Below are 16933 nucleotides of genomic sequence, written 5' to 3' on the forward strand. Positions count from 1 at the left end.
ATGCAGATCAAGGTTCGCATCGAGGAAATCGCGGCCGGTGCAGTACTTGGTAGCTCGCTTGGGTTGGCTATTGCGACGCCCCTTGCGGTTGGCATGCCATCGTTGATTCCGACGTTCGCTGCTGGGGCGTGGGGCTTCGTGCAGAGCGCCATCGCATTTTGTCTCACTTGTGGCGGTGCGGCTCTTGGCGGCTGGCTGGCCAGCACACAGGAGCGCGATTCGCACAATCGTGGAGCGCGCTATTACTCCGATCCAATCGCTGCGGTACGGGCGCTACAGGAGGGAGAGGTGAAGCAGTTCAGTGCTGGGCAGCAGAGAGGAGGTGTGCGGGGTATCGAAATCGGCGGCGTCCATCTGGCCCGGTCGCGTGAAGTCGGGCATGTCTATGCCGTGGGTCTGCCGGGTAGCGGCAAGACGGTGGTACTGACGAGCATCATCGATCAGGCCATCGCTCGCGGTGATCGAATCATCCTGCATGACCCGAAGGGGGACTTCATCGAGCGTTACTACAACGCGAAGAGCACGGTTCTCCTTGGCCCGTGGGATGAACGCGCGGCAGTGTGGGATGCGAGTGCCGACATTGACAGCCCGGCACTCGCAGACGAGTTCGGTGCAAGCGTCGCGGGTCGAGGCGAAGGTCAGAACAAAGTCTTCCACGATGGTGCGGGTGTGGTGATCGCCGGACTGATCCGCGCGGAACTGCGTCATGGTTCTGTATGGAGCTGGAAGGATCTTGCCAGTTCGCTCAGCGGCGATCCCTTCACGCTGATCCGTCGCGCTGCAGAGGGTAATGCCCAGATAAAAACGCTCATGCCAAGTGCGTTCATCGACGCAGATGAATTGACGCAGGGCGAAAAGGCTGTGTTGTCGGTCATGGCTACAGGGACAACGTGGCTACTGAACTATGCAGCGCTGGACGCTGCTGACAGCGACAGAGAGCGCTTTAGTCTTCGGCGCTGGCTATTGCGCGAAGCTCATGACAACGTGCAAATCGTTGTGCTGAACAGTCATACGGTCTACCAGACGGCCTGCGAAAGCATCTTTGGCGCAATGCTCGCCAGCGTGGCTGCGATCGCATCGAGCCCGCTCTTGCCGGAAATCAGTGCTGACTCAGCTGGCGGGTATTGGAGCGTGCTCGATGAGTTTCCGCAACTTGGAGCTACAGCACTCGCGAAGATCCAGCAGATTGCGGAGTTGGGCCGATCGCGTGGCATGCGAATGGTCACGGCATTGCAGGACGAATCCCAGCTGACGGCCAAGGTGGGTGGCGAGAAAGCCGCGCCCATGCTTGCCATGCAGTCCACTCGGATCTACATGCGAAGCAGCGACAAGACTGCCGAGGCAGTCTGCAAGCGTGTGGGTGAGCGGGAAGTCATGCGGATCAATTCAACTGCCGAAAGCGGTGCCGTGCAGGGAAAGACAAAGCAGGTGGTGCGCGATCCCGTCATCCACCCAGGTGAGCTGATGGGGTTGCGCGTGCGCCGACAGGAGCCGCCGGTGGGCGTCGAATTGGTCATGCACATCGAAGACACGCTCGGGAAGTTGGTGCAGCCATTCCCTGAAGCGCGGAGTGCCGGTGCCGAACGGCTTATCGAGTCTGCAACCTGGCGGAATGGTTCTTTGCCTAGGGCCGCGCCTGCGCTCGTGCAGCCGGCATCGGAGGGTTCGGTTGCGGGTCTTCCGACTGGGTTCGCTGACGAGGGTGACGAGGCGGAACCTGAGGCCGAGCAAATGAACGCTGACAGCGGCCCTCTCAACTTCCTGTGAACCTGGAGACCGAACATGCAGAACGCACTCGAAGGGTTCCTGATCCGGCTGCTTGTTGCGGCACTTTTGTGCTGGCTAGGGTTCCTCTATTTCGGCATTGTGTTACCTACCGGGCCGGCCATAGGCATCGCGATTTTGCTGGCAACCATGGAGCTGTTTGCGCCGATGCTGGCTGGCCGACAAGGTGCGGCAATCCGCTGGCTATTTCGGGTCGCCATGCCGCTTGTAGCGTGGCCAGCTCTCGCGTGGCTGGCATTGGCGTATATCACGAACCATGGTGCCGCTGTGACGGCTTCGGCGGCGGGTGCCAGCCTTGTCGGCCTTGCGGCCGCTGGCCATGGACAAGGTAATGAACACGCTCGTGCAGGCGTGGCGTTAGTGGCCAGCCTCATTCCATTCATTGCACTGCTTGAAGCCTTGCGCAGTGGTGACGCCATCGCAGCGTCTGTCGGTTGCATGGCCGTCGCAGCCGGATTCTTTACTGCGAAGGTCGCACTGGTTTGGCCTGACAGGCATGAACGACTGATGCTGGGCGCCGCGATGGCTGCGATTGCGGCGGGCGTGGCCACAGCGTTGCCGGTGATGCTCTGACGTGATCGCGAAAACACCCAATAGGTGAGAACTCGTCGTGGACGGAGATCCGGGATGCACGACAGTTCGATATCTCCTGCATGACACGTTCGCCGGATCGTGCGTGGCATGCGTCATCACTAGCGAGCCAACCACGATGCTTCACGCCTTGCTCTCTTCCATCATCCACGGTCTCATCTACGCCACGATCTTCAAAATCGTGAGGCACCTCGGGCTGCCGGCGACGCTTGTTTTCGCATGCGTTGGAATAGTCGCCGTCTTTGTCATCGCCGGCCTCTCGCGGGGCCGCCGGCGTCGCTGGTAACCCCTCCGGAGATCCCGAAATGAGTCACAGACCAGTACATCGCAGCACTTTAAAGATGACTCGCCAGGCGATGCGTATGCGGTTTCTGACGCGTGACCCGTCAGGACCAAAGATGCGGCGACTCGATCTTCTGCTGCCGAATGAAACTTTCAGGAAGCTTGAAGAAATCATGGACAGCACGAACATGCGCCGCCGGGAAGCGCTGGAGTCCCTGATCCTCGCCTACCATAGCCGCATCTTCGCAGGAGAAAAGTAGTTGCGTGAGAGTGTGGGTGCGCTCAGCGGTTTGAACCATTGAACGCGAAAACTCCCAACGGGTGGGACATCAAAAGGAGACCCACCCATGCGACACATTTCAATGTTTACGGCTGCTGCTATGGCAACTGCGATCGCAGCCTACCTTGCACCATCGTCGGTCCACGCGCAGACCACCGGCACGCAAGTGACCGACGCTGGAGGGTATGCCGCCGTGTGCACTGGCGGTACCGACGCCCAGGGAAACCCGACGCCTTGCGCGACCACCACCACGAATTCGTACGGTGCGCAGGCCACCGGCGTCGATTCGAATGCGTTCGGCATAAACGCCACCGCCAGCGGGACGGCCAGCGTGGCCGTTGGCGAATACGCACAGGCCAGCGGCATGTCCAGCACAGCCCTCGGCCAGCAGGCCAGGGCCAGTGGGATGGCCAGCACGGCCATAGGTGAGTTATCGGCAGCCAGCGGCGTGTTCAGCACGGCCATCGGTGTGCAGGCCACAGCCAACGGTTCATCGAGCGTCGCCGGTGGCTTCAATGCGCAAGCCACCACCGCCGATGCGCTCGCAATGGGCGACGATGCAATTGCCGGCAGTGCCGGCGGAACCGGCGAAATCGCGCTGGGCTCGGATTCGGCAGCCACCGGCCCGCAGAGCATCGCGTTGGGCTACGGCGCACAGGCCACCGGTGCAGGCAGTGTCGCCATCGGCATGAACAGCGTGGCGGACGAAAACAACACGGTGAGCGTGGGTAGTCCGGGAAACACGCGCCGCATCGTCAACGTAGCCGACGGCATCAACAGCAACGATGCGGTGAACGTGGAGCAGCTGACACCGGCCATCGCGACATTCGGCGGCGGCGCCACCTTTAACGGTGGCGTGTTCACCGCCCCATCGTATGTCCTGACGGCGCCGGGCGCGGCCGGCACCTACAACAACGTGGGTAGCGCGCTGCTCGCGCTGGACAACGGCTTGAACGCTGTTAACACCCTCGTGGGCAACATTCCGGCCGGGCCGCAAGGGCCGGCTGGTCCTGCAGGCCCGCAAGGTCCCGCCGGCACCAGCAACAACGATCCGCTGGCCGTGAACTACGACAGCAGCAGCAAGACCAGCGTGACACTGGCGGGTGCGGGCGGCACGCAGATCCACAACCTGGCCGCCGGGTCGGCCTCCACCGATGCCGCCAACGTCGGCCAGGTGCAGGCCGCCCAGCAGGCCGCCGTTAGCACCGCCGACGACTACACCGACACGCAGGTGCAACAGGTGCGGTCGTGGGCGCAGAGCTACACCGATGCACAGACCGCGGCGGCGCTGCAAGAAGCGAACGCCTACACCGACTGGAAGTTCAGCCAGCTGGGCGAGGCCGTGGCGCGCGTGGCGTCGGAAGGGTCGGCGGCAGTCGCCATGTCCAGCAACTTCCGTGGTGACGACAGCCTGGCAGCGGGCGCTGGCTGGGCGGGTGGACACTCCGCGCTGGCCGTGGGCTATCGCCACGTGCTCGAAAACGGCCACGTGTCGTTTTCGGTGCACGGCGAGGTGTCGGGCTTTGAACGCAGCCTCGGTGCCGGCATGGGATACAGCTGGTGATTTGCTTCACCGGCGACACCCGGCAAATGCCGGGTGTCGCCGGTCTTTGCCGGGAATTCCCGGCAATAGAAGCGATGCAAGCGGCCATCGACGGGCAATGCCGGGGAATCCCGACCACGAAAACTCCTAACAGATAGAGGCGGCACTTGGTTGCCTCACCTGACCAGGAGAATTCCAGTGCGCATAGAAACCCGACTCCAAGATGATGAACCTGCAGCCTCCGCGCTGCGTGCACTGTCCCCTCGCGATCGCGGAACTGCGATTCGTCTTCTTATCCGCCGGCATCATCACGAATTGCCAGATCTCATTGGCTTGGCACCCCAGTCGAATACCACGGTCACGCCGCGGCCAGCCCCGGTTCTCGAATCACCAACACCCGCGGGGCCGTCGGCGGACGAGCCCGCGCCCGTGGTGGGAAAAAGGAAACTCACGCCAGAGAACCTTCAAAAGGTGATCGACCAAGCGAAGAGCTGGCAAAAGGCGGTAATTGCCCTGGGATTCCTTATCGCCGGCGTCGGAGGAGTCGGCGCATCGTCACCTGCACAGGCAGCAGACGTCACGCTCGATCTGAACGTGGCGTCCATTCACGGCGAGCAATGGGCACGTCGCGACCTCAACCAGATCAACCCCGGTCTGGGTATCACCTATCGCCCTGAGGGAAGCGCGGGCGACTGGGCGCTTTCAATGGGGGCTTACAACAACAGCTATCGACGTCTGACGGCCTACGCCCTTGCAGAGTGGACGCCACTCCACATCGGCAACCCGCAGAACTGGCACGTGGATGCGGGCTTGTCAGGTGGTGTTGCATCCGGCTATCGCCGAAGTGAGATCCCGACGTCGCCGGCGATGGGCACAGCGTTGTTTCGAATCGAATCACCATCGGGCATGGCAGCGAGTCTTTTTGCTGTCCCCAACTTTGGTGCGTGCGAGAGCGGCTTTATCGGACTGCAGATCGGCATACCACTGTGACCGAGGCCGTTTTTGTATTGCGCGAAAAAGGCGCTACCCGACAATGGATTTCGAGAGGTAGGAGCGCAAAGCGGCTTCCAGCTCGCGCATGAAATCGCCTCGATCCATGACTCCATCGTCCTACCCCGTCGGTCGCCTTTTCGCTCAAGCGGTCGCAGAGGCAGTACGCGGATGCAAGGGCGTTCCGACGCCCAGCGCCGGATTCAGCCGACACGGCTGAACCGGACACTGAACGTCTTCACTCAAGACCCCCCTTGCATCCGCTCCCTGCCTCAGCGCCCGTCGCTACAAGGCGACCGACGGGGCAGGACTTCAAATGGAGTGCGTAGGTGTGATCGATCAATTTCAAAAGCGCGCGAGCCTCCAGCCAGAAGCCGAAAAGCAGGCTCCCTCCGAGGCAGGGCGGGAGAAGCCGAAGCAGCAGCCATCACACGACCAAGAGGCACAAGCCATGACCACCACGACGCATCCGGCCAGCATGACCACCGAGAAGCGCGACCAGGCCCGCCGCGCGCAGTTCACTGGCACAGTCACCAATGTGATTCGCGGGGCGGGTGATGCCTTCGCGATCTTCCACTACACCAACACCGCCGGAAAGCTGTGTGCCATAGCCTTCTACGGCAAGGCAATCAAACCCGCGTTCCGCTACAGCTTCCGTTCGGAGGAGCTGCGGACTGAACACTGCAACGACTGGGCCGGTGGCGTGATGCGTATGCAGGAGCGCACCAACGAGCGTCGCGCCCAGCGCAACCAGCCGCACACCCTGACCGTGGGCGATGTGCTGATGAGCATGTGGGGCTACGAGCAGACCAACGTGGACTACTACGAAGTCACTGCGCGCCACGGCCGCACGCAAGTCACGTTGCGCCCCATCGCTGCACGCAGGGAAGCAACAGGCGGCATGCAGGGCGATTGCACACCGCTGCCTGGCAAGTTCACGGGTGAGCCGATCCGCTGCAAGGTCGATGGTTCGAGCAACACCGTGCGCCTGTCGAGCTTCCAGCGTGCCAGCAAGATCGAACCGCTTACGGAGGTTGATGGCCTGCGCGTCTGGCCGGTCGATCACTGGACGGCTTACGCCTGATTTCTCACCTCAGCCGCAGCAGCGGTTCCTGCACTTCAGCCCCAAGGAGCACATCATGAAGTACCTCATCGACACCATCGCCGACCTGGCCACCATGGTGGCCAGCCTCGCCATCGAGAACCTGCGCGTCTTGTTGTCAGCGACCTCTCTCGTTGCGCTTCTGATTGCTGGGCACATTGAAATTCGGCACGTGCTGGCCGAACAGAACGCGCAGCAAACCATGTTTGAGCAGATCGCCAAGGCGGCCGTACAGACGCCCGCGCCGGCAGCTACAGCTGCTTCGCAAAAGTGGTGCCCCGTCGATAACTGGCCTTCCGATTGCCAATGAGCCTTCTCCCTGCGTGTTGACCACGAAAACTCCAACAAGTGGGGGAGGGGCATCGATTACGAGACCCCCTCCAGCCTTCGCCAGTCGTCACTCAACGAACAGGGAGCTACTCATGAACACGTTCCATAAGATCCTTCCCGTCATTCCCTTCGCCCTTGCCCGCGGTGTAGTGGTAGCGCTCGGGCTGACTCTCGCCGGCTGCGCCACACTTCCTTCGGCACTAGGCGGAGGGCAGCAATCGAGCGCCGACCGCTACAACGCTGGCCAAGTGCAGCAGGTTCAGCAGGTGCAGCTCGGCACAGTGCTGAGCGTGCGCGCTGTCACCATCCACCAAACGCCAGGTACTACGGAGGGCGATAGCTTGATCGGTGCCGCCGTCGGCGGCCTTTTGGGGCATCAAGTGGGGCAGGGCAACGGCAAGCTAGTTGCCACAGCTGCGCTGGCCGTAGGAGGCGCTGTCGCAGGCAACAAGCTGGGTGATGCAGCCGGCACTCAGGCTGGGCTGTCAGTCACCGTTCGGTTGGACAGTGGCCAGATCGTGAATGTCACGCAGGCGGCTGATGTGCGACTCCAAGCAGGTCAGCATGTACAGCTCATCGGTGGTGGCTGGAATCAGCCAGCCCGCGTTGTGCCGATGGAGGTTGCGCCATGAGCAACATCAGCCTGCTACAGGATTTCAACTACGAGCGCGGTGTGCGGATCTGGCCGGCGCGGAATGAAAATTGCCGCCGTACCGAATGCGAAATCTGCGATGCTGAAAAAATCGAAGGTGAAGGACTTAAGCTCGCTCCCGAGGATGGTTGCATCGTACTTTTTAGATGGTTGGACACATCGCAGTGGGTGCAGGTGCTTGAAGATCGCGCGTGGTGTGTAGATGAGAATGATGGCGAAGGCGACACTCTGATGTCTTGGCTGGGTTTGGACGATTTCGCGGCGATGATTTTAGAATTCTGCTCGACCTGCATGGGCATGCCGGAGTTGAAATCCGCCATTGAACGGTGGCGTGCACAGGGGGCAACGCTAGTGTTCATTGGGGCTCGGCCGGCGCGAACATTCATGTTTGAGCAACGCATCACGGAGCTTGAAAGCTGTGTCCAGCAAGGCGTCGGTTGGAATATCGTCGAAGATCTGATGAAGCGCCTAGAAGCGCTGGAGAAAGCGCAACAGAATTTCAGTTGCTCCAGTGCGCCTTGTCCCAAACTCCACTAACGCAGATGCAGTGCATGTTTGGCTGGTGCTGGGCTACTTCGCGCGCGCCGATCCTATTCAGTAAGTTGGAGCGTGCCTGTGCCAACTTTGTGATTTCACTGCCCTCGCTGGAGCGGTATAGGTCGAATGTGATGCGTTTGATCTGTGGAGCTTGCTCAGCTACTAGCCGTGCGAAACCACGTAGCACAGACTCGGCCAATCGTTTTCCTTTTCGCGATGCGTCCAACGCAAAATGATCGATATGCAAAGTGTCGAGGGCTACGCCGCGCAGCGACATCAACTCGAAGGTCGCGAGTGATCCGAATCCATCCTTCACATAGCAGTCTGAGGCCGGCGGACGATCGTCAGGAATCAGCTCGTAAGGAATGCGACCAAAACCGAAAAATTTGATCGCTGCTGCGGAGTCATCATTGCCCGGCTTGGTGCTGGTTCGGATGCGGCGATTGATGTTCCAGGCCAGGAAACCACCAGCGGTAAGCACGCCAAGAATGCAGAGGTAGAAGCCCATTCACGTGCTCCTGTGTCGATCAGCGATTTTTTGATCGTGCCGGCGCTGAGCCTCAACTGTAGCCTGATCGATCCACGAAAAGATCGACCTCATCAGGCCCGTGAACGGCGTGAAATAGCCGGCCACAACTACGCTCCACGGCTTCGCTTTGCCTTTGCGAAAGCCATCGAGCATCCCTTTCAGAAATTCAATCATGTGAGGCGCATCCTGAGGTGGGGTGATCCGTGCCGCTTACGGCCCGTTGAATCAAGCGTTGGCGGACCAACTGGATGAATCGGTGGATCTACAGTGAGGACTCCTATTCAATGCAGAATGCAGGGAGTCACTATGACACGCAGAACTGCACAACGCCTCCTCATCACCGCCGTCGGCGTCGTCGGTGTGATTACTGGGGGACTTGCGGGTGCAACTGATGTTGGCGTCCTTCTCGGGGGTGCCGGCATGCTCATACTTATTGTCTTGGTCATGACAATCGGGAGGCCGACCTGATGGCGCCTATGCCTTTCCCGCCAAACCCATTCCCTCCAAGCCTTCAACAGCCCGTCCACGGCGGATGGGGCGTCTGGGCCGCACAAGCGGGCCGACAGCGGGCAGGGCCCGCAGGGAGGCCGAGCCGCGAAGTGGCGAGCTTAGCCCCAGTCGGCCGCTCGCAGTGCATCAGCTATCGGGGTGTGACGGATGGAGTTCATTTGCGACGAGATGCAGCACTTCCTACGCCTGGTCAGCGACTCCGTTAGCCTGTTCTAGACCTTCGCTTTCACCTTGGCCTTGCCCGGCATCGGCTGGGTGTTGAGGCCGTATGTGGTCGTCATGAGTTTGCGCATCCAGTGATGTTCAAGCTCGATGATTTCTGAGACAGTCGCACTGGATGCCGCAACCTCAAGGATGGTCACTTGGTAGTCCGCGTCCGCGGTCAACTGCAGGCCGTCGTTGCCACCGTGGCCGTTTTGCAGGTAGTCCATCCACCGCCCCCAGAAGCCGTCGCTCCCCGTGGCGCTCCCGACGTAGTTCTTCCCGTTCTTCAGAGACACGAGCAGATAGATGCCCCGGGCTGTCGACAGATTCGACCGCCATGAGCTGGGCTCATCGGGAAGTTTGCGAATGGTGCTGATGAATTCGATATACCCAGGGAAGTCGGGTTCCGTGATGCTCTTCCGGATTTCCAGGATGTCCTTGGGCTGTCGATCGGCACGTTGGACCCAAGCGATGTGTGCGGGTCCCCACTCAACGACCACCTTCCCAATAAAGGGATCCATGGCCTCGACGCGTTCGGTCTCGTAGAACTGATGCTCCAGGACCGAATGCCCGCTGATGGGACAGGTGAGGCTGGGATCCTTGCAGATGCTTTTGCTCAAAACGCGGTAGAGGCCAACGAACAGCGTTTCACCTACAGGACCGGGCACGAAGTTGGCGATGTACTTCGCGTCGCCAAATTTGTCTTCACTTTGATAGTCCTGGTACCGCTTAAACGAGCCATCCTCCTTGCGCCACAAGTCTGCCGGCGTCACACCCAGTTCGCCGCGCTTCCGTTGATGCCGTGCCATGCGGGTTTCCTTGGGCGAAATCCCGGCCGATTCAAGCAAAGCATTGAACGTGAGCATGTGTGTCCCCTGTTGGTCCGCGAATCATACGGCGGGGCAGGGAAGGCTGCAGGTGGACTTCAAACACGTGCAGAGAGCTTGCGGAATCGTCGGCCAGATCCAGCTGCCCCTCCACGGCAGCAGGGCCGCACAGGCAGCCCGACAGCGGGCCGAGCCCGCAGGGCGGCTGAGCCACGAAGTGGCACGCTCGGCTTCGCGTCTCCGGCGGCTGGTGACGAGTTATTCGTGCGGATCATGCGGTAGCGCTGGCTTAGATCCAGTGGCTAGCTGCGTCCGACCTTGCTTGATCTGAGCAATCACTTCGTCCAGCGCATCCATCGCCTGCATGCCTCGGCTTTTCTGCATGGTCTCACCACTAGGCCTTGATCGCTGCTTTTTGATCTCGCGTCGGACCACCGAGGCGACGGGGCTTTGGCCGCGCGCTTCGACTGCAGCGACAGCAGCACGAATGTCATCATCGTGCTCGTCGGATGTAAGCATTTGGGCGTCGGTTACGTCGGAGTCGTACCAGCTCTCGACGCCGTTGGGGTGTACGATTTTTTTCTTAAATTTTTGAGGCGAAATATTTGCAGCAGCAGGCACGTGCAGACTTGCTGCTGCTGCTCGTACTCGTGTTGATGTAGTTACTTGGGTGGTGCTTTTACTGCTTTTCCGAACCGGCTTTTCAGCGGGCGGCTTTTCAGCGGGTGGTTTTCCCGCGAGCGGATTTTCAGGCTCTCGGTGCTTTGAGGCCTGCGGCGTGTCAAAGACGTACAGTATTTGGCCTCCGAATGTGCCGCTCGAGGTCCGTTGGGATCGCCGCACTATGTATCCAGCATCCTGCAGCTCGCGCAGTGCGGTACGTATCGCATCGCGTCCCTCACGACCCGCGCCTCTCGCTAAGTCTTCGGCCGTCATGCCGAATCCCTCAGCGTTGTCTAACATCCGTGACAACACTCCAGCGGCTCTGTAGCTAATGCTGGTATCTCGGACCGTCGATGATGGTGTGATCAGCACGTTGACGCCTGATCGAGCGCGGACGTATATGGTGCTCATGCCGGCACCCCCCAGCCGAAGCCGCGGAAGCTGTCTTGGCCGGCAGCTGCTGCCTGCTCACGTCGCGCTGTTGCCCGCCGCTCAACTTGCGGTCGCGTCCCGCGTGCGCGGCCGTGTCGCCAGGAGGATGCGATTACTTCGGCCAGCATTTCCGCCGCCTCGACTGCCGCGGGCGTCGATGTGTCCAAATCATCTGCAGCCATCGCAGCCTGCCGTTCACCTTCCACCTGCAGCGCACGCAGGAGTGGGTCCCTTGGTCGAGGCCCACGCGACCCCGCGTAATGCATCGGATCTCGCTCCGCAAGCCAGACCGTAGCCAGGGCGTCGTCCTCAGCTAGGCCAGCACGACGTCCCACCGCCAAGATCTCAATGATTCGGGTGTCATCGACGCCGAGCTCGGCGCGGACCACCTCGCGCAGTTTGTGGGTTGCGGTCTTCATCGTGCAGCCCTCCGTGCAACAGAGCCCCGCGGACGTCCACGGGGTCGTGCAGGCAAGGGCCGAGTAGGCAAAGGTGGCACGGTGGGCTCAGCCTCGCCAAACAGCCACGCAGCGACGTCACGAGTCATGTATCTGTGCGCTCGACTCAGGCGGAGGTGCTGGGGGCACTCGGGCGGCATATCGCCGCCGCGCAAAATGCGCAAACGCAATGCGTTAGAAGTCGACCGAAGCTCGACTGCAAGGTCGCCGAGTAGCATCATCTCGCCGTACCGAGCGAGCAGATGCGTTAGGGCGTCGGCACCGTGTCGGCCGACAGTAGGATTGGCTTGATTTTCCATCGCGAGCGTCCTCAGGACGCTGCGCGGGTTTGGTCTGGCCCGTTGTAGCCAACGACGGGTTGCATTCAATCTAGTTTCAAGCGTTGCAACGCGTCAAGACCCAGCCAATTCTTCGGCTGAAATGCATCGAACGAATCTGACACGATCGCGCAACAACTCGTTTTTCGGCGTCGACGCGCTTCCTCGCGTAGCCCGGAATTTCCGGCGCTGCGCGGGCTTGGTCGCCTGTTGTTTCGCCGTCACGGCGTCCCGCTTCGGGGCCTGTGGCGGCCTTTGGCATGCCTGCACGAAACGTATCCGGTCGTCGCATTTCTCCAACGTGAGCGGCGGTGCGGTACGTGTGCGGTACAGCCCCGTTGAAACGCTGCGAAACGTCATGAAACGCCGGTACGCGAACGGTACACCTGAGTCACAAAACGCACAAAAAAGCCCGATTCGGTGCGAATCGGGCTTTTTCGTAAGTGCTTGTATTGCTGGAACTAGTGGTGGGCGGTACAAGGATCGAACTTGTGACACCTGCCGTGTGAAGGCAGTGCTCTACCGCTGAGCTAACCGCCCGCCGGGAGCGCGCAAATATACGGGGTGAGGGCAGGCAGGTCAACCATGGCGAAGCCATCGCGTAAAATGCCGGGCTTCGCCGCCGACCGGACCTGCCGCATGTCACACGACCTTTCCCACGCCCTGCAGGCGCTGCAGCAGTTCCAGCTGACGCCGTGGAAGGCGGTCGGCCTGCTGGGCTCGGTGATGTTCACCAGCCGCTGGTTCGTGCAGCTCTACTACACGCGCAAGCTGAAGCGGGTGGTGATGCCGCTGTCGTTCTGGTGGCTGTCGGTGCTGGGCAGCGCCTTGCTGCTGGCGTACTTCACCATCGGCAAGAACGATTCGGTGGGCATCATCTCGAATTTCTTCCCGGCGTTCGTCTCGGTCTACAACCTCTGGGTGCACCTGCGCCACCACAAGAACAACGTCACGGGCGACGAGATCGCCTGATCCGTTGATGCGGGGACGTGTCGGGCACGCCCCCGCCTTGCCCTCATTCCGGGTCGTAGTCGAGGTTGGGGGCCAGCCAGCGCTCGGCTTCCTCGCGCGACCAGCCCTTGCGCCTGGCGTAGTCCTCCACCTGTTCGCGGGTCAGGCGGCCGACCACGAAGTACTGGCTGCCCGGGTGCGAGAAGTACCAGCCGGACACCGCGGCGGCCGGGTACATCGAGAAGCCCTCGGTGAGTTCGATGCCGGCGTTGTTGGTGGCGTCGAGCAACTGGAACAGTGCGGTCTTCTCGGTGTGGTCGGGGCAGGCGGGGTAGCCGGGGGCGGGGCGGATGCCCTTGTACTGCTCGGCGATCAGCGCCTCGTTGTCGAGCTGCTCGTCGGCGGCGTAGCCCCAGAACTCGCGCCGCACGCGTTCGTGCATGCGTTCGGCGAACGCCTCGGCGAGGCGGTCGGCCAGCGCCTTGAGGATGATCGCCGAGTAGTCGTCGTGTTCGGCGTGGAAGCGCGCGAGGTGCGGCTCGATGCCGAGGCCGGCGGTGACGGCGAAGCCGCCGATCCAGTCGCGCTTGCCGTGTTCCTTCGGCGCGATGAAGTCGGACAGGCAGAAGTCGGGGCGCTCGACGGGCTTGTCGGCCTGCTGGCGCAGGTGGTGCAGCACGATGGCGCTTTCCCTTCTCCCTTCGGGAGAAGGTGCCCCGGAAGGGGCGGATGAGGGTTCGGTTGCACCGGAAGTCAGCGCTTCGCCCGCACCCGCTCCCCCGGCCCCTCTCCCGGAGGGAGAGGGGAGCAGAGCGGTCAGTTCGATGTCGTCGCCCACGCTGGCGGCGGGCCAGAAGCCGATCACGCCGCGGGCAGTGAGCCACTTTTCGGCGATGAGCTTGTCCAGCATCGCCTGCGCGTCGCGGAACAGTTCGCTGGCCTGCGCGCCGACGATTTCATCGGTGAGGATGGCGGGGTAGTGGCCGGCCAGTTCCCATGCGTTGAAGAACGGGCTCCAGTCGATGTACCCGCGCAGTTCGGCGAGGTCGTAGTCGTCGAACACGGTGAGGCCTGGCCTGGCCGGTTGCGGCGGCAGGTAGTTCGCCCAGTCGCAGGTGAAGCGTTGCGCGCGTGCCTTGTCCAACGGCACCAGTTGCTTGCCGGGGCCGCGGTTGCGGTGGCGTTCGCGCACTTCGGCGTATTCGGAGCGGATCTTCGCCATGAAGTCGTCGACGAGGTCCTTGCTGACCAGCGACTGCGCCACGCCCACCGCGCGCGAGGCATCCTTCACCCACACGCAGGGCGACTTGTAGTGCGGCTCGATCTTCAGCGCGGTGTGCGCGCGCGAGGTGGTGGCGCCGCCGATCAGCAGCGGGATGCGGAAGTCCTGCCGCTGCATCTCGCGCGCCACGTGGCTCATCTCTTCCAGCGAAGGCGTGATCAGGCCGGACAGGCCGATCATGTCGGCGCCCTCGGCGATGGCGGTGTCGAGGATCTTCTGCGTGGGCACCATCACGCCCAGGTCGATCACCTCGAAGTTGTTGCAGCGGAGCACCACGCCGACGATGTTCTTGCCGATGTCGTGCACGTCGCCCTTGACCGTGGCCATCACGATCTTGCCGTTGTTCTTGCCGACGTCGCCGGTGCGCGCCTTTTCCTCCTCGATGAAGGGCAGCAGGTAGGCCACCGCCTTCTTCATCACGCGGGCGGATTTCACCACCTGCGGCAGGAACATCTTGCCGGCGCCGAACAGGTCGCCGACCACGTTCATGCCGTCCATCAGCGGGCCCTCGATCACGTCGAGCGGGCGCGTGACCAGCAGGCGCGCTTCCTCGGTGTCCTCGACCACGTACTGGTCGATGCCGTGCACCAGGGCGTGGCTGAGCCGTTCGCGCACCGGCTTCTCGCGCCAGGCCAGCGTCTCGACGACGGCTTCGCCCTTTTTCTTCTTGTAGCGGTCGGCGATCTCGAGCAGGCGCTCGGTGGCGTCCTTGCGGCGGTTCAGCACGACATCTTCCACGCGCTCGCGCAGCTCGGCGTCGAGGTCGTCGTAGATCGCCAGCGCGCCGGCGTTGACGATGCCCATGTCCATGCCGGCCTGGATGGCGTGGTACAGGAACACCGAGTGGATCGCCTCGCGCACGGTGTCGTTGCCGCGGAACGAGAACGAGACATTGGAGACGCCGCCGGAGATGTGGCAATCGGGGAAGCGCCGCTTCAGCTCGCGGGTGGCCTCGATGAAGTCCACCGCGTAGTTGTCGTGCTCCTCGATGCCGGTGGCGATGGCGAAGATGTTCGGATCGAAGATGATGTCTTCGGGCAGGAAGTCGAGTTCCTGCGTCAGCAGTTCATGAGCGCGCGAGCAGATCGCGATCTTGCGCTCGGCGGTGTCGGCCTGGCCCTGCTCGTCGAACGCCATCACCACCGCGGCGGCGCCGTATTGCTGCACCTTGCGCGCATGATCGAGGAAGGCCGCCTCGCCTTCCTTCATCGAGATCGAGTTGACGATGCCCTTGCCCTGCAGGCAGCGCAGGCCAGCCTCGATCACGCTCCACTTGGAGGAGTCCACCATCACCGGCACGCGGGCGATGTCCGGTTCGGCGGCGATCAAGTTGAGGAAGCGCACCATCGCCGCCTCGGAATCGATCAGGCCCTCGTCCATGTTGACGTCGATGATCTGCGCGCCGTTGGCGACCTGCTGGCGCGCGACTTCCACCGCCTCTTCGTAGCGGTCTTCCTTGATCAGCTTGCGGAACTGCGCGGAGCCGGTGACGTTGGTGCGCTCGCCCACGTTGACGAACAGCAGGTCGGGGGTGATGACCAGCGGTTCGAGGCCGGAGAGACGGGTGTGGCGGGGCATTACGCGGCTTCCTTCGCTTCGCTGGGTAGTGCGCGTGGCGGGTAGTCGCGCACGGCTTCCGCGATGGCCTTGATGTGCGCCGGCGTGGTGCCGCAGCAGCCGCCGACGAGGTTGAGCAGGCCGTCGCGGGCGAAGCCGCCGATCACGCTGGCCATCTGCTCCGGCGTCTCGTCGTATTCGGCGAAGGCGTTCGGCAGGCCGGCGTTCGGGTGGGTGCTGACGAAGCATTCGGCAGTGTCGGCCAGGGTCTGGATGTGCGGGCGCAGGTCGGCAGCGCCCAGCGCGCAGTTGAGCCCGACCGCCAGCGGCCGCGCGTGGCGCACCGAGTACCAGAACGCCTCGGCGGTCTGGCCGGAAAGCGTGCGGCCGGAGCGGTCGGTGATGGTGCCTGAGATCATCACCGGTACCCGCGCGCCGCGCTCGCGGAACAGCTCGGACAGCGCGTACAGCGCGGCCTTGGCGTTGAGCGTGTCGAAGATGGTTTCCACCATCACGATGTCGGCGCCGCCGTCGACCAGGCCGGCGGCGGACTCGCGATAGTTGGCTGCCAGTTCCTCGAAGGTGACGTTGCGGAAGCCGGGGTCATTGACGTCGGGCGACAGCGAGGCGGTGCGGCTGGTGGGGCCGAGCACGCCGATCACGAAGCGCGGCTTGCCGGGCGTCAGCGCGGTGAACTTGTCGCAGGCGGCGCGCGCCAGCCTGGCGCCTTCCAGGTTCAGCTCGTGCGCGAGATGTTCCAGCTTGTAGTCGGCCTGGCTGATGCGGGTGGAGTTGAAGGTGTTGGTTTCCACCAGGTCCGCGCCGGCTTCGAGGTAGGCCTCGTGCACGCCGCGGATGATCGCCGGCTGGGTCAGCGTGAGCAGGTCGTTGTTGCCCTTGAGGTCGCAGCCGGGGTGATCGTGGTGATGTGCGTGCGCACCGTCATGGCCATGCTCGAAGCGCTCGCCGCGGAAGCCGGTTTCGTCCAGCCGGTGGCCCTGCAGCATGGTGCCCATGCCGCCGTCGAGGATCAGGATGCGTTCGGCCAGCGCGGCTTCGAGCAGCGCGACGCGTTCGGGGTGCAGCCAGGGCAGGGCACTCATGGGATGTT

At 62.5% G+C, this 16933-nt stretch carries 16 protein-coding genes, 1 tRNA gene and 1 pseudogene; 10 read left to right on the forward strand and 8 right to left on the reverse strand.

Annotation, left to right across the window (positions count from 1 at the left end):
• The 9 genes and pseudogenes from IHE47_RS06495 to IHE47_RS06535 all read left to right on the forward strand — a co-directional run bounded on the left by IHE47_RS06495 (position 1) and on the right by IHE47_RS06535 (position 8092).
• The gene (locus tag IHE47_RS06495) at positions 1-1767 is read left to right on the forward strand and encodes a type IV secretion system DNA-binding domain-containing protein (protein ID WP_192105073.1); all 1767 of its coding nucleotides are present in this window, start codon (positions 1-3) and stop codon (positions 1765-1767) included.
• A 15-nt stretch (positions 1768-1782) separates the two neighbouring features.
• Entirely contained in the window at positions 1783-2358 is a 576-nt protein-coding gene (locus IHE47_RS06500; RefSeq protein ID WP_192105074.1) for a hypothetical protein, read from the forward strand.
• A gap of 323 nt (positions 2359-2681) precedes the next feature.
• A complete protein-coding gene (locus tag IHE47_RS06505) occupies positions 2682-2918 on the forward strand; it encodes a hypothetical protein (protein ID WP_192105075.1) in 237 nt (78 codons plus the stop codon).
• A 120-nt stretch (positions 2919-3038) separates the two neighbouring features.
• Positions 3039-4502: a YadA-like family protein gene (locus tag IHE47_RS06510; RefSeq protein ID WP_192105076.1), complete on the forward strand. Its 1464-nt coding sequence runs from the start codon at positions 3039-3041 to the stop codon at positions 4500-4502.
• Positions 4503-4679: 177 nt separating this feature from the next.
• Complete coding sequence (locus IHE47_RS06515) at positions 4680-5471, forward strand: hypothetical protein (protein WP_192105077.1); 792 nt, start codon at positions 4680-4682, stop codon at positions 5469-5471.
• Between the two features lie 331 nt (positions 5472-5802).
• The gene (locus IHE47_RS06520; protein WP_192105078.1) at positions 5803-6555 is read left to right on the forward strand and encodes a hypothetical protein; all 753 of its coding nucleotides are present in this window, start codon (positions 5803-5805) and stop codon (positions 6553-6555) included.
• 55 nt (positions 6556-6610) lie between these two features.
• Complete coding sequence (locus IHE47_RS06525) at positions 6611-6883, forward strand: hypothetical protein (protein WP_192105079.1); 273 nt, start codon at positions 6611-6613, stop codon at positions 6881-6883.
• A gap of 352 nt (positions 6884-7235) precedes the next feature.
• A pseudogene (locus tag IHE47_RS17855) lies at positions 7236-7349 on the forward strand (glycine zipper 2TM domain-containing protein); the annotation flags it as partial.
• Between the two features lie 182 nt (positions 7350-7531).
• Positions 7532-8092, forward strand: a complete 561-nt coding sequence (locus tag IHE47_RS06535) for a hypothetical protein (RefSeq protein ID WP_192105081.1) — start codon at positions 7532-7534, stop codon at positions 8090-8092.
• Here the strand turns inward: IHE47_RS06535 and IHE47_RS06540 are convergent.
• From IHE47_RS06540 to IHE47_RS06565, 6 genes are all read right to left on the reverse strand, one after another.
• Positions 8055-8600, reverse strand: coding sequence for a hypothetical protein (locus tag IHE47_RS06540; RefSeq protein WP_192105082.1), 546 nt, complete (start codon positions 8598-8600; stop codon positions 8055-8057). The genes IHE47_RS06535 and IHE47_RS06540 overlap by 38 nt on opposite strands.
• A complete protein-coding gene (locus IHE47_RS06545; RefSeq protein WP_192105083.1) occupies positions 8601-8795 on the reverse strand; it encodes a hypothetical protein in 195 nt (64 codons plus the stop codon).
• 548 nt (positions 8796-9343) lie between these two features.
• A complete protein-coding gene (locus IHE47_RS06550; protein ID WP_192105084.1) occupies positions 9344-10201 on the reverse strand; it encodes a GIY-YIG nuclease family protein in 858 nt (285 codons plus the stop codon).
• A gap of 219 nt (positions 10202-10420) precedes the next feature.
• On the reverse strand, positions 10421-11098 hold the full coding sequence (locus IHE47_RS06555; RefSeq protein ID WP_192105085.1) for a hypothetical protein: 678 nt from the start codon (positions 11096-11098) through the stop codon (positions 10421-10423).
• A 134-nt stretch (positions 11099-11232) separates the two neighbouring features.
• The gene (locus tag IHE47_RS06560) at positions 11233-11676 is read right to left on the reverse strand and encodes a hypothetical protein (RefSeq protein ID WP_192105086.1); all 444 of its coding nucleotides are present in this window, start codon (positions 11674-11676) and stop codon (positions 11233-11235) included.
• An 821-nt stretch (positions 11677-12497) separates the two neighbouring features.
• A tRNA-Val gene (locus IHE47_RS06565) sits at positions 12498-12572 on the reverse strand.
• Between the two features lie 99 nt (positions 12573-12671).
• Here IHE47_RS06565 and IHE47_RS06570 point away from each other — a divergent pair.
• A complete protein-coding gene (locus tag IHE47_RS06570; protein WP_192105087.1) occupies positions 12672-13004 on the forward strand; it encodes a lipid-A-disaccharide synthase N-terminal domain-containing protein in 333 nt (110 codons plus the stop codon).
• 43 nt (positions 13005-13047) lie between these two features.
• On the opposite strand, the gene metH is transcribed toward IHE47_RS06570, so the two are convergent.
• A complete protein-coding gene (gene metH, locus IHE47_RS06575) occupies positions 13048-15843 on the reverse strand; it encodes a methionine synthase (protein ID WP_192105088.1) in 2796 nt (931 codons plus the stop codon).
• Positions 15843-16925 carry a homocysteine S-methyltransferase family protein gene (locus tag IHE47_RS06580; protein ID WP_192105089.1) on the reverse strand — a complete coding sequence of 361 codons (1083 nt, stop codon included), beginning with the start codon at positions 16923-16925 and terminating at the stop codon, positions 15843-15845. The genes metH and IHE47_RS06580 overlap by 1 nt, the downstream gene beginning before the upstream one ends.
• Positions 16926-16933 lie beyond the last annotated feature (8 nt).

It is taken from the genome of Rhodanobacter sp. DHB23 (genome assembly GCF_014842975.1).
Taxonomy (GTDB): Bacteria; Pseudomonadota; Gammaproteobacteria; order Xanthomonadales; family Rhodanobacteraceae; genus Rhodanobacter_A.

Coding starts and splice junctions, on each gene's coding strand:
- IHE47_RS06495 (WP_192105073.1), top strand. CDS start 1: ATGCAGATCAAGGTTCGCATCGAGGAAATCGCGGCCGGTGCAGTACTT.
- IHE47_RS06500 (WP_192105074.1), top strand. CDS start 1,783: ATGCAGAACGCACTCGAAGGGTTCCTGATCCGGCTGCTTGTTGCGGCA.
- IHE47_RS06505 (WP_192105075.1), top strand. CDS start 2,682: ATGAGTCACAGACCAGTACATCGCAGCACTTTAAAGATGACTCGCCAG.
- IHE47_RS06510 (WP_192105076.1), top strand. CDS start 3,039: ATGGCAACTGCGATCGCAGCCTACCTTGCACCATCGTCGGTCCACGCG.
- IHE47_RS06525 (WP_192105079.1), top strand. CDS start 6,611: ATGAAGTACCTCATCGACACCATCGCCGACCTGGCCACCATGGTGGCC.
- IHE47_RS06535 (WP_192105081.1), top strand. CDS start 7,532: ATGAGCAACATCAGCCTGCTACAGGATTTCAACTACGAGCGCGGTGTG.
- IHE47_RS06540 (WP_192105082.1), bottom strand. CDS start 8,600: ATGGGCTTCTACCTCTGCATTCTTGGCGTGCTTACCGCTGGTGGTTTC.
- IHE47_RS06545 (WP_192105083.1), bottom strand. CDS start 8,795: ATGATTGAATTTCTGAAAGGGATGCTCGATGGCTTTCGCAAAGGCAAA.
- IHE47_RS06550 (WP_192105084.1), bottom strand. CDS start 10,201: ATGCTCACGTTCAATGCTTTGCTTGAATCGGCCGGGATTTCGCCCAAG.
- IHE47_RS06555 (WP_192105085.1), bottom strand. CDS start 11,098: ATGACGGCCGAAGACTTAGCGAGAGGCGCGGGTCGTGAGGGACGCGAT.
- IHE47_RS06560 (WP_192105086.1), bottom strand. CDS start 11,676: ATGAAGACCGCAACCCACAAACTGCGCGAGGTGGTCCGCGCCGAGCTC.
- IHE47_RS06570 (WP_192105087.1), top strand. CDS start 12,672: ATGTCACACGACCTTTCCCACGCCCTGCAGGCGCTGCAGCAGTTCCAG.
- metH (WP_192105088.1), bottom strand. CDS start 15,843: ATGCCCCGCCACACCCGTCTCTCCGGCCTCGAACCGCTGGTCATCACC.
- IHE47_RS06580 (WP_192105089.1), bottom strand. CDS start 16,925: ATGAGTGCCCTGCCCTGGCTGCACCCCGAACGCGTCGCGCTGCTCGAA.